Origin of the sequence: Prochlorococcus marinus str. MIT 1214 (assembly GCF_027359355.1) — a bacterium.
Lineage (GTDB): Bacteria > Cyanobacteriota > Cyanobacteriia > PCC-6307 > Cyanobiaceae > Prochlorococcus_B > Prochlorococcus_B marinus_F.
In genome coordinates this window covers 181768-194383 of sequence record NZ_CP114777.1, presented here as the reverse complement: position 1 = coordinate 194383, position 12616 = coordinate 181768, and the positions used below count along the sequence as shown (strand labels likewise).

Below are 12616 nucleotides of genomic sequence, written 5' to 3'. Positions count from 1 at the left end.
ATCAAATGCTTAGATCAAATGCGATAACACAGGGTATTCAGCGGTCACCTAACAGAGCAATGCTTAGAGCTGTTGGCTTTGATGATAATGATTTTAATAAACCAATCATTGGAATCGCTAATGGTCACAGCACAATAACCCCATGCAATATGGGATTAATGGATCTGGCTAATAGAGCAGAGGCCGCTTTAAAAGAGGCTGGTGCAATGCCTCAAACATTCGGGACCATAACAGTTAGTGACGGCATCTCTATGGGAACAGAAGGGATGAAATATTCATTAGTTTCAAGAGAAGTTATTGCTGACGCAATTGAGACAGCTTGCAACGCTCAAAGCATGGATGGTGTATTGGCAATAGGTGGGTGTGACAAAAATATGCCCGGCGCAATGTTATCAATGGCAAGAATGAATATACCTTCAATCTTTGTTTACGGAGGAACAATTAAGCCCGGGAAATTAGACGGTTGCGACCTAACCGTAGTTAGTTCTTTTGAAGCTGTCGGTCAATTAACAAGTGGGAAAATAGACGAAGAACGTTTAATAGCAGTAGAAAAAAATGCTATCCCTGGTCCTGGTAGTTGTGGTGGCATGTTCACTGCAAACACCATGTCTGCGGCAATTGAAACGATGGGTTTTAGTTTGCCATTTAGTTCAACAATGGCAGCTGTAGATGATGAAAAAGCAGAGAGCGCTGCCAAGAGTGCTCAGGTGCTTGTCAATGCAGTTAAGAACAACATCAGACCATTAGATTTACTCACAAAAAAAGCCTTTGAGAATGCGATCAGTGTCATCATGGCTGTTGGAGGCTCAACAAATTCTGTCCTTCACCTACTTGCAATAGCGAGGACTGCAGGAGTTGATTTAACAATCGATGACTTTGAACGTATAAGACAAACTGTTCCTGTAATTTGCGACCTCAAGCCAAGCGGTAAATACGTAACGGTAGACTTACATCAAGCCGGGGGGATTCCTCAAGTAATGAAATTACTCCTCGATGCAGGAATGCTTCATGGAGAATGCAAAACCATTGAAGGTAAAACAATTAAAGAAGTTCTTAGAGATATCCCCTCAAAGCCCAAAGAAAATCAAGATGTTATCAGAGCAATATCAAATCCTATTTATAAGAAAGGACATCTAGCTATTCTCAAAGGAAATTTAGCTAGTGAAGGAAGTGTCGCAAAAATCAGTGGGGTCAAAACTCCTGTTTTAACTGGGCCTGCAAGGGTTTTTGAGAGTGAAGAAGAATGCTTAGCTGCAATTCTAGACAATAAAGTCAAAGCTGGAGATGTAGTAGTCGTTAGATATGAAGGGCCTGTAGGAGGACCCGGGATGAGAGAAATGCTCTCTCCAACTTCAGCAATTGTAGGTCAAGGGTTGGGAGAGAAAGTTGCTCTAATTACAGACGGCCGATTTAGTGGGGGATCATATGGATTAGTGGTCGGCCACGTTGCTCCAGAAGCAGCCGTTGGAGGAACAATTGGGTTAGTAGAGGAAGGAGACAGTATTACTGTTGACGCTAATAAATTATTAATTCAGTTAAATGTGGAAGACCGAGAACTAGCTATAAGGAAAGAGAAATGGAAGAAGCCAAAGCCTAGATATAAGACAGGCATTCTTGGAAAGTATTCCAGACTAGTAAGTTCATCAAGCCAAGGAGCTACAACCGATCAAATATAGTTCAGTTTAACGAAGCCTTAAAAACTGTCCTGAGTTTTCTCGCAAGGGACTCAAAAAGTTTTCCATATGAAGGCGTTTCGCATTGGACACCAGATGAGCTATCCATCCAAACAGCATGCTTCCCTTGCCATAATATCGGCCTATCAATTAATGATTTCCAAGATATAGTCATATTTACATCATTCCCACTTTTATACACTTCAAGTTCAATATCCATAGATTCTTCTCTTTCGCCGTCTATATTTCTAGATTGAATTTTAAAAATCAAGTCATCAGAATCATCATCTAATTGATTTTCTAAAAAAACAGAATGAACATATGGCTTCATACAAAGATCTGCCGCTTTGGCAACTTCAGCTATCAAGCTATCTTTCGAATCAGGAGTATGCACTAATTGACTTAATTAAGACTTTGATAGGACCAGAAAAAAACCCTGAGTTCATTTTGCCTGGCTGACCAAATTTTGAATGGAGTACTTGAAATCTATTGATACAAGTGGGATCAAAACTAAGCGGTAGCCGAACAGGCTTTGCTCGACGAGCCGGTTCCAAATCTTTAAAGGGTATTTTTATACTACTAACTCCGTTTTTCTTTGTGGGTATTGATGCCACCCAACGAATATCACCTTTTAGAAGATTTGATAGTGATAAAGGTTTCTTTTCACAAGCAATTGCAAATTTCAATGTTCTCCCTTCTCCTTCAACTTCAAGAATTAATCCAGAATATTTGGAAAGATTAAAAGGCTTATCAAAAATTGGAGAGCGGCAACTAACAAAGCCACCGCCTTCTTCTACTATGTTACCCTCAAGAAATAAGCCTTTCTCTGAAGAACGGCACTTTGCAAGACTTGATCCGCCCATAATTGTGTCATTCAGAGATTTCCAATCTGAAAATTCTGCCCCCTGTATGAGAGGAGTTATTGAAATTTCAGTCGGTGGTGAATCAGGAATCAATTAAGAAGTATGCTCTACTCATACAATAATCTAATTAGGAAGATGGGTAAGCATCTTTATCAGCTAAGACAATAATTTCAGAGTTTGGTGAAACTAATTTTGCAGGTGTTCGCTCCCATGATTCTGATTCATCAAGTAGACGTTTAAGAGCCGTTTGTTTAGCAGATCCACTGACTAGGAAGACCACATTGTCTGCTGAACTGAGTAGTTTACTTGTAAAGGTAATTCTTTTATGACCTTTACCTTCACCAACAGTTATTAGGCTATCTCTTTCAAATAATGCATCCGAGCCAGGAAAGAGGGAGGCTGTATGCCCATCATCTCCCAAGCCCAATAAAATTAAATCAAATTTTGGTGGATCCCCATCCAAATTATTTTTCAAAATTTTTTCATAATCTTTAGCGCTTTCCTCTGGCGATGCTAATTCAACGGTTGAAACACTAAAAAATGATGCTTGTAGGGAAGGGTTACCTTCTTTAAATAATGAATTATTCAATAGAAAGCAATTGCTATCTTGAGATTCATTGTCAACCCATCTTTCATCTCCAAGGAACAAATCGACGTTCATCCAATCAATATTTTTTTTACCCAATAAAGAATAAGCAGCCTTAGGAGTCGAACCACCGCAAAGGGCAATTTTTGCTTTATTTTTAATTTTTAAAGTTGACTCAACAATCTGAGCAATCAAATCAGAGGCAGCTTGAGCGAGTGTGTTTTTGTCTTCTGAAACTTGAATTTCATATTTAGTCATTAGTATCAATCAATCCATTCAGTGTGAAATGATCCGGCTTTGTCTACGCGCTCATAAGTATGAGAGCCAAAACAATCTCTCATTGCCTGAACCAAATTTTGGGGAAGTCTAGAGGTTCTAAAGCTATTTAAATAATCAAGAGTACTACTTAAACAAGGAACTGGAATTCCAGCATTAGCAGCAGCAGAAACAACCTGAGTCAGACCAGAAAGACGATTATTTACCTGTTCAGTAAACCAACTATCTAGAATAAGATTGCTTAACTTCGGATCTTTTTTAAATGCATCCTGTATACGACTCAAAAGAGTAGACCTTATTATGCAACCACCTTTCCATATTTGAGCTATCGAGGGCATGTCAAGATCGTAATTATATTCATCAGAAGCAAGTCGTAAAATGTCCATACCTTGGGCATAGCTAGCTATTGTAGCCAAAACGACTGCATCCATAAGCAAAGGCATTCCATCAGAAGGCTTTCCAAAATCAACAAACGAAGGCTTATTGCCGTTCAAAATTGTTTCTGCATAATTTCTTTGATCTTTCATCGAACTCATAACCCTTCCATTCAAAGATGCATAGATAGTTGGGACAGAAGCACCAAGTTCAAGCGCGCTTACGACTGTCCATAAGCCAGTACCTTTCTGGCCCGCCTTGTCCATTATCTTTTCAACAAGATCGGAACTATCATCAGGATCCTTAACTCGTAAACATGCCTCTGTGATTTCAACAAGATAGGAGGAAAGCTCCTCGGTTTTATTCCAATAGTCCATAACAGATGCCATCTCATCACCGCTCATTCCACAAACTCTCTTCATCAAGTCATAGGCCTCAGCCAAAATTTGTTCAATACCATATTCAATTCCGTTGTGAACGGTCTTAACAAAATGTCCTGACCCCCCTGGGCCGATATAAGTCACACAAGGTCCATCTTCAACCTGCGCTGCCATTTTATTCAACAAACTCTCTATGGCGTCGTAAGAAGTCTTTGTGCCACCAGGCATCATGCTTGGTCCTTCCAATGCACCCTTCGCCCCACCCGATACACCCATCCCGATGTATCCAAAACTCTTGCTCTCAAGTTCTTTTACTCTTCTTTCTGTATCCATAAATTGGGCATTTCCACCATCGATGAGCAAGTCACCTTCCTCTAGGAAAGGTGAAATCTGATTAATAACAGCATCAGTAGCTGATCCAGCCTTAACCATCATTAGTACTCTTCTTGGACGTTCCAACTTTGAAACAAATTCTTGAAGATCCTTCGCTCCTTGAATTGATTTATTTAATCCTCTACCTAAAAGAAAATCTTCAGTTTTTTGATAAGTACGGTTATAGACCACACTAGAAAAACCATTTCGCTCTGCATTAAGAACAAGGTTCTCACCCATCACTCCAAGACCGACTAATCCAAAATGTGCCTTGGTCATTAAGTTAATAAGTTTCTACTTGAGATAGTGTGACGACTGTGGGATCATTTCGCTGCATAAAGGAGCTCAATGTCAGGGATGAAGAATTCTTTCAATAAATATTTGATAATAAATTCTTGCAAAAACTAGGCTTATTAAATTTCTATAAGATTAAATAAAAATCAAATAATACATCCATCAGGAATTGTGGCATTTTTGACGATGACAACTATTCCATTACGAATATAAAAGCCTTGATCTGCCCGATCAGCTTCTTCAACATTGTCTTTATTCACTATCGTGACATTTTCACCTATACGAGCATTTTTGTCGAGAATTGCTCTTTTAACAGTTGTTCCTTGTCCAACTCCCAATGGGATACCTCCTCCATTTCTTAGAGCTATTCTCTCCTCATAAGATTCGTAAAAATCAGATCCCATAACTAATGTTTCATTTAGAACAACGTCACTTTCAATTCGACTCCTTACTCCCAATACACAATGATGAATGCTGCAAGATTTCAGAATTGATCCCTCGGATACTATTGAATCAGTTATTTGGGTATCTACAATTTTTGAAGGTGGCAAATATCTAGGCCTTGTGTAGATAGGAAACTTTTCATCATAAAAACTAAATGGAGGAGTTGGTTGCTGAGTTAAAGCTAAATTTGACTCAAAAAATGCACCAATGGTTCCGATATCTTCCCAGTAATCATTAAACACATAACTTTTGAGTTTATCTCCTCTTCCTAAAGCTTCAGGAATGATTTCTTTTCCAAAATCTGTATAGGAGGGGAATTTATTCAATAAGTCAAAAAGAGTGGCACGACTAAAAACATAAATACCCATTGAAGCCAAATAAGGTTTTTCTTTAGCCTCACTAACATCCAAGCCAAACCTTGAAGTATCCACAGCCATTGCTTTCAAAGAATCACCAGTTGGTTTCTCACGGAATTCTTTAATATTCCCAGATTCATCGGTACGCATCAAACCAAATGCTTCAGCTTGAGTTGAATCAACTGGCAAGGCTGCAACTGTTAAATCTGCTCCTGTTTTTCTATGCTGTTCAACAAATAAGCTGTAATCCATTCGATAAAGCTGATCTCCAGAGAGAATCAAATATTCATCAACATCCCACTCTTGAAAAAGCCATTGATATTTTCGTACAGCATCAGCAGTCCCCTCAAACCAAGATGGTGTTTCTGGTGTCTGCTGAGCGGCTAAAACCTCTACAAAACCTTGACCAAAAGGTCCGCTGAGATTATAAGTTTGAGCAATATGCCTATTAAGTGAAGCACTATTGAATTGCGTAAGAACATACATTTTACTGATGTCCGAATTTATGCAATTACTTATGGGAATATCTATTAATCGATATTTACCTGCGAGTGGAACAGCAGGTTTTGCCCTCATTTTCGTTAATGGATATAGGCGTGATCCTTTTCCACCGCCAAGAATGATGGCAAGTACTCTCTTCATGAAGGCACTATTAATCGGCTATTCGGAGCAAACTTACTGGATAGAGTGCTCATTAATCCAGAAAAAAGCGATATGTAGTAAGAAATTCAAAAGTAAATAACAATATCAGTTGTTTTTGGGCTTATTTAAAGCACTAGAAACATCAAGATTAAAAAGTTTTTCAATCACATCAAGAGCAGCTCTGCGATCATTTCTTGATTGAGGTGCTCTCAATTTTGTGACTGGAGTATGGAGTATTTTGTTAATAATACCCTTGCTTAATGCCTCGACAACTTTTCGCTCTCTAGCAGAGAAATCAGGTCCCATTCGGCTTAATGCCTTCTGAAGTTCTTCTTTCCTGATGGCCTCCAAACCAGATCTAAGACAATTAATAGTTGGAACAGCCGCTAAACTATCCCACCATTCTAGAAAAATACGACATTCTTCCTCTACCAATCCTTCAGCTTCTAGGGCGAGCTTTTGTCTTGCCTCTTGATTTCGTGAAACGACTTCTTGAAGGTCATCAACATCATGAGATTCAATTCCAGAAACTGATTTTGCATCAGAAGAAATATTTCTTGGAACTCCAATATCAATAAGCCTTAACAAAGGTTTTCTATCTATTTTTATCAATTTTTCAGCATCAATAATTGGTTCATTAGCAGCTGTACTGGTAAATACAAGAGTACTGAGTGAGAGACAACTATCAAGCTCATCTATTAATTGACAATCAATTTGAATATCGGGAAACGCTGCAGAAAGATCCTCAGCCCTTTTTTTCGTTCTATTTAAAAGAGTCAGTGAAGAACATCCTTTTGATTGGAGATGCTGTAGCAACAAACGACTCATTCGACCTGCGCCAACAACAGCGACCTTTTCAGTCTCTAAAGTCATCAATTGATCTTTTCCGTGCGCTTGACCAAGTTTTAATTGAGCTAGTTCTACAGCCGCAGAACTTATAGAGACTGCTCCAGTTCCCAGATTTGTCTCGCTTCTTACGCGTTTACCAGTACTAACTGCCTGAGTTAATAATCTATTCAAAATAGGACCTAGACTTTGATGGTCTTGGCCAAGACGGACCATTTTTTTTACTTGTGACAGGATCTGTCCTTCACCTAAAACCAAACTATCCAAACCAGCAGAAACTCTCATCACATGAGAAACAGCTTTCTCTTGGACAAAGTTAAATAAGTGTGGGGAAAGGATCTCATCCTCAAGGCCCGAAAATTCAAGAAGAAAAGATTTAATTGCTTCTATTCCCAATTGCGGGTCCTTAACTAAGCTATAAATCTCAAGCCTGTTACATGTACTCAATATAGAAACTTCAAGTATTTGATCAATTTTTTTTAAATTATTAAAAGATTTTTCAACGAGTTCTTCTGGGATACTTAGCTTTTCACGCACTTCGACTGGGGCCGTGCGATGGCTAAGACCGACGACAGCAATATGCATATATAGCCCCTTACTTTATTTACTTAAATCTCACTTCAAAGAGATGCTTTGAGCACCATCTTTGATGTGAACAGTATTAGTAAATCTTGCTGTCTGATCAAGCGTACTAATAACGAGACTACTAGTCCTGGTGCAATCTTTTTCAAATTTAACACCATCAAAAAGCAATCCATCAGTTATTCCACTACCAGCAAAAACAACATTTTCTCCTGAAGCAAGTTCATTTGCTTCATAGATCTTGTCGATATCAGTTATTCCCATTTCGTTCAATCTTTTAATATTTCCCTCTTTTGTATAGTCAGCCCATTCTGAAGTTTGAGCTATTGCAGGATCATAAACAAGTTGTCCCTGAAAATGTCCCCCAAGTGCCCTCATAGCAGCGGCTGAAATAACACCCTCAGGAGCAGCGCCAATACCCATCAAACAATGCGTACCAGTCCCCTCAAATCCACATGCAATTGCGGCCTGAACATCTCCATCTGAAATCGGCTGAATTCTGGCACCTGTAGATCTGATTTCGGAAACTAAATTTTTATGTCTAGCTCTATCCATCACAACAATAGTTAAATCACTTATTGCGATACCAAGGCAATCACTCAATATTTTTATATTTTCTGTAGGTGTTTTTCTGATATCAACTTTGCCCTTAGCTGCTGGTGGAGCAGCTAATTTATTCATATAAAAATCTGGAGCATTAAATAAACCTCCCCTGTCTGAGGCCGCAAGAACGGCCATAGATCCACGCTGGCTATTAGCACATAAATTTGTTCCTTCGCAGGGGTCTACAGCAAAGTCAACTCCTGGGCCTGTGCCTGATCCAACTTCTTCTCCGATATAAAGCATTGGAGCTTCATCTCTTTCTCCTTCTCCAATTACGATCCTTCCTTGCATCTGAATCGTTCCCATTCTCTTTCGCATTGCCTCTACGGCAGCGGCATCAGCCTCATCTTTTTGACCCAAACCAGTCAATTGAGCTGAAGCAATTGCAGCTTGCTCAACTACTTCAAGAATTTCTTGGACGAGAGTACGATCCACTTTATGCAGCTAGGTAAAGAAATTTACGCCTTAAGGCAGACAATATTGTAAGTAATTGAGGGCATTGAAAAATGCTCAGAAAAAAGTACTCACAAAAAACTTATTATCTGTTGATAAGCGATAATTACTGTATCAGTGCATGGTCACACTAGAACTTGTGTCCATGAATTAATAGAATCTCTGCCAAAAGACAAAAACAATGATCCAATCCATTTCGTCAGCAATTTTTTCTGAGCACCGTCCAGTTCAGATAATCCCATCAGTCCTGCCAGCAGACTGGGCAAATATGGGCCAGTGCGTAAAAGACCTTGAATTAGCAGGTGTAGATAGAATTCAATTTGATGTGATGGATGGGAACTTTGTTCCAAATCTCACATTCGGCCCAGAAATGATTTCCGCATGCAGAAAGTATTGCAAAGTTCCATTTGAGACTCAGTTAATGGTTAGTCAATACAATTGCGAAACCATGCTTGATGGATATGTAGAAGCGAGTAAGGGAGCGAACGGAGAGCCAGGAGTCGTAATTGCTCATGCTGAAGCTAATGTTCACCTTCATCGAATTCTCGGCAGGATTCGTCAACTAGGCGGGTCTCCCTCCGTAGCCCTTAATCCTCATACTCCAATGGATATGGTCAAGGATGTACTTGACATGGTTGATCACGTACTAGTAATGACAGTTAACCCTGGATTTGGCGGACAAGCTTATATACCCACAATGCTCAACAAAATCACTCAATTAAGAAAAATAATTTTAGAAAGAGGCTTTAACGTAGATATAGAGGTTGATGGAGGAATAAAAGCAGATTGGTCAATATCTCAATGCTGCGCTGCAGGAGCAAACTGTTTCATAGCAGGAAGTGGTATGTTTGCTTATCCAACACTTAAAGAAGGTTGTGACGCACTAAGAAAAGTTGCCAATGACGCACAGAATGGGAAAATTATTGAAAAATAATTAACTTAATTTTAATAACTAAGCATCGAAAAACCAACCATAACTATGCAAACCAACCCCAAGAAGATTGACACCTATATAGCAAATAATAATGACAAAAAAGCCTGCAATAGCTAGCATAGCAGGCTTTTTCCCTTGCCATCCTCTTGTTAACCTAGTATGCAAATATGCCGCGTAAACCAACCAACATATTAAAGCCCAAGTTTCTTTAGGGTCCCAACTCCACCAACTACCCCAAGCTTCATTAGCCCAAACAGCACCGCTAATAAGACCAACTGTTAGCAATAAAAATCCAGCAGTTATTGATCTATAACTTAAAGAATCAAGTTGCTCAGCATTTGTAAATTCAAGTGGTTGTATTGAATTTAAGCTATCATTTCTGTCATCAAGATATAGCTCAGAATTTTGCCTAAACGAACCAGATCCGAAGGAGCTATTACGGATATTAAATTGTTTTGTTCCATCAACAAGAAAGACACCAAAAGACAAAATTGATCCTATTAGTAATGCAGCGTAAGAACACATGATCACACTTACATGCATTACCAACCAACTAGAACGAAGTGCTGGAACCAAAGGAGCAGAAGATTGTAAATTCTCCGGTAATACAAAACTAGCAAAACCAATTGAAAGCAATGAGATAGGCGTCGCAACTGCGGAAACGATTGGAGAGCGCCATGCTCTTTCGACAAAAAGTTGAGTCAACGTACAACCCCATGTCAAAAAGCAAAGTGACTCATAGAGATTACTGATTGGGAAATGTCCCGATTGCCACCATCTCAGGATCAATTGACTAGTTAGAAAAAGATTGGATATTGCTACTAAAAATCTAGCTTTGGAGGAATCACTGCTACCAGCAACTGACCAGAAAGAAATAGGCAAAGCAATTAATAAGGAAAGAAAGGCTACGAACCCAAGAGAAACAACAGGATCAAAAGAAAAATTATTTAACTGAAAATCAACCATTGATAAAAGCTACTAGAGATTATTTAGAAAGAGCAGATCATTTGCTTGCCTGTTTTAACAAAAAGCTTCCTCCTAAGATAGACAAAAAAACTGGAGACCAGGCAGCAAAGAAAGGATTTATTATTCCTTTGACTCCAAGAGAGCTAAAACTAAAACTCAAAATATAATAGATAAGTATCAAAATAATACTTAATCCGAAACTTTGACTTCTACCTGCTCCTTTTTTTTGCATCACCCCAAAGCTACAACCAATTAAAGCAAAAACTAAACAAGCGATTGGTAAAGTAAATTTTTCTTGAATTCTTACCTTCATTCTTCTAGCTTCTTTAATATTGCCACTATTTTGGTATAACTTCATAGCCGAATTTGCTTCACCAAGATTCATATCATTTGCGTCTTTTGGCAGTTGTGCAATATTCGTAAGTTCAGTACCTAATGGATATAGAAAACTCAAGAATTTAGTTCTTGTATTACTTCCATCTGGGCTAAGAGTTAAAATATCTCCTTCAAAAAATTCCCAATTGTTTTTATCGCTATTCCAAATTCCTTTTTTCGCCTTAAGCATTTGAGTAAAGCCTAGTTTTGAGAAATCAATTACTGTGACATCTAACATCTGTCCATCAATAAATTTCCAGGCATAGAAAAGATGAGTAACTCCTCTTTTTTTATAGCTTGAATATGGATCTATAATTTCTCCTTTCTTTGAAAAAATAATATCTTCTCCTTGTTCATTTGCGAAAGATCTACCTAAAGAATTAGTTAAGAGGATTTCAGCATTTTTATTTGTAATAGGAACAATGTTATTATTAAAGATAAACGTCATATAGGACATAAATATTGATAAGATTAACCCAGGCAAAATAATTCTATAGATTGATATACCAATACTTTTTAATGCCTTAATTTCACTATTATCATTAAGACTTCCATAAGCTAATAAAGTTGAAAGTAACATTGCCATAGGAAAAGAAATAACTATAAAACTAGGGAGCTTTAGTAATAGAATCTGAATAGCAAGAGAAAAAGGAAGCCCAATCTCAACTATTTTCCTAATCAAATCAAAAATAACTCCTACTGAAATAGAAACAACTGTAAAAGCGGCTATAGAAAAAAATAAAGGAGGCAATAATTCAAAAAGTATCCATCTATCTAACAATGGAATTATTTTCCATTTCCTTTCTACTAAATTTTGAAATCTAAATAATAAAAATAGACTATTAAACATAGCTAATTAATCGAATGAATTTCCAAGATAACTCTCTTTAACGACTTCATTTTTTGTTAGCTGATCTGAAGATCCATCTGCAAGGATTTCGCCTTGATTAAGAATATAAGAACGTTCGGTTATGGCCAATGTTGCTCTAACATTATGATCAGTAATTAATATTCCTATATTCTTATTTTTTAATTTCCTAATTAAATTCTGTAGATCATTAATAGCGATAGGATCAACTCCTGCAAAAGGCTCATCTAAAAGTAAAAATTTCGGTCCTAAGCGTCCCACCGCTAAAGCTCTAGCTACTTCACATCTTCGTCTCTCTCCACCGGAAAGTTGATGGCCAAAACGATCAAGGAAAGAAACCAAATTAAATTCCTCAATCAATTCTTCGCGTTTTTTCCTAAACAAAGAAATTGATAAGTTGGCTTGAGAAAGCGCAATATCCAAATTCTCAAGAACAGTAAGATTTCTAAAAATACTTGGTTCTTGAGGTAAATAACCTATTCCTAATTGAACTCTTTTTGTCATGGAAAATTTTTTTATGCTATTTCCCTCCAAGTAGATATTGCCTTTGTTTGGCTTAATCAAGCCCACTATCATATTAAAAGTACTAGTTTTACCAGCGCCATTTGGCCCCAAAAGGCCTACAACCTCACCAGGATTAACATTTAAATTAACGTTTTTTACAATATTTTTATTGGATAAGGTTAAGTCCAAACTCTCGATAAGTAGAGTCATTTCAACAGAATCTA

General features: G+C 37.9%; 12 protein-coding genes. 2 read left to right on the top strand and 10 right to left on the bottom strand.

Annotation, left to right across the window (positions count from 1 at the left end):
* The first annotated feature begins 5 nt into the window (after nucleotides 1-5).
* On the top strand, nucleotides 6-1676 hold the full coding sequence (gene ilvD / locus O5639_RS00990) for a dihydroxy-acid dehydratase (protein ID WP_269624660.1): 1671 nt from the start codon (nucleotides 6-8) through the stop codon (nucleotides 1674-1676).
* A gap of 1 nt (nucleotide 1677) precedes the next feature.
* Here ilvD and O5639_RS00985 read toward each other — a convergent pair whose 3' ends face one another.
* From O5639_RS00985 to glpX, 7 genes are all read right to left on the bottom strand, one after another.
* A complete protein-coding gene (locus O5639_RS00985; RefSeq protein WP_269624659.1) occupies nucleotides 1678-2067 on the bottom strand; it encodes a coat protein in 390 nt (129 codons plus the stop codon).
* Nucleotides 2054-2629, bottom strand: a complete 576-nt coding sequence (locus O5639_RS00980; protein WP_269624658.1) for a CIA30 family protein — start codon at nucleotides 2627-2629, stop codon at nucleotides 2054-2056. Before O5639_RS00980 ends, O5639_RS00985 begins: the two co-directional genes overlap by 14 nt.
* 34 nt (nucleotides 2630-2663) lie before the next feature.
* Complete coding sequence (gene pgl / locus O5639_RS00975; RefSeq protein WP_269624657.1) at nucleotides 2664-3380, bottom strand: 6-phosphogluconolactonase; 717 nt, start codon at nucleotides 3378-3380, stop codon at nucleotides 2664-2666.
* Between the two features lie 5 nt (nucleotides 3381-3385).
* Nucleotides 3386-4804 (bottom strand): NADP-dependent phosphogluconate dehydrogenase, encoded by a 1419-nt coding sequence (gene gndA / locus O5639_RS00970; RefSeq protein WP_269624656.1) that lies wholly within the window; start codon nucleotides 4802-4804, stop codon nucleotides 3386-3388.
* 161 nt (nucleotides 4805-4965) lie between these two features.
* Nucleotides 4966-6261, bottom strand: a complete 1296-nt coding sequence (locus tag O5639_RS00965; RefSeq protein WP_269624655.1) for a glucose-1-phosphate adenylyltransferase — start codon at nucleotides 6259-6261, stop codon at nucleotides 4966-4968.
* Nucleotides 6262-6366: 105 nt separating this feature from the next.
* Nucleotides 6367-7692: a glutamyl-tRNA reductase gene (locus O5639_RS00960; protein ID WP_269624654.1), complete on the bottom strand. Its 1326-nt coding sequence runs from the start codon at nucleotides 7690-7692 to the stop codon at nucleotides 6367-6369.
* 30 nt (nucleotides 7693-7722) lie between these two features.
* Complete coding sequence (gene glpX, locus O5639_RS00955; protein ID WP_269612688.1) at nucleotides 7723-8727, bottom strand: class II fructose-bisphosphatase; 1005 nt, start codon at nucleotides 8725-8727, stop codon at nucleotides 7723-7725.
* A 199-nt stretch (nucleotides 8728-8926) separates the two neighbouring features.
* On the opposite strand from glpX, the gene rpe reads away from it, so the two are divergent.
* Nucleotides 8927-9679: a ribulose-phosphate 3-epimerase gene (gene rpe, locus O5639_RS00950; protein ID WP_269624653.1), complete on the top strand. Its 753-nt coding sequence runs from the start codon at nucleotides 8927-8929 to the stop codon at nucleotides 9677-9679.
* An 18-nt stretch (nucleotides 9680-9697) separates the two neighbouring features.
* On the opposite strand, the gene ccsB is transcribed toward rpe, so the two are convergent.
* Genes ccsB through lptB form a run of 3 tightly spaced genes read right to left on the bottom strand, consistent with a single transcriptional unit; the run spans nucleotide 9698 to nucleotide 12602 of the window.
* The gene (gene ccsB, locus O5639_RS00945; RefSeq protein WP_269624652.1) at nucleotides 9698-10645 is read right to left on the bottom strand and encodes a c-type cytochrome biogenesis protein CcsB; all 948 of its coding nucleotides are present in this window, start codon (nucleotides 10643-10645) and stop codon (nucleotides 9698-9700) included.
* 37 nt (nucleotides 10646-10682) lie between these two features.
* On the bottom strand, nucleotides 10683-11870 hold the full coding sequence (locus tag O5639_RS00940) for an LptF/LptG family permease (protein ID WP_269624651.1): 1188 nt from the start codon (nucleotides 11868-11870) through the stop codon (nucleotides 10683-10685).
* Between the two features lie 6 nt (nucleotides 11871-11876).
* Entirely contained in the window at nucleotides 11877-12602 is a 726-nt protein-coding gene (lptB, locus tag O5639_RS00935) for an LPS export ABC transporter ATP-binding protein (RefSeq protein WP_269624650.1), read from the bottom strand.
* Nucleotides 12603-12616 lie beyond the last annotated feature (14 nt).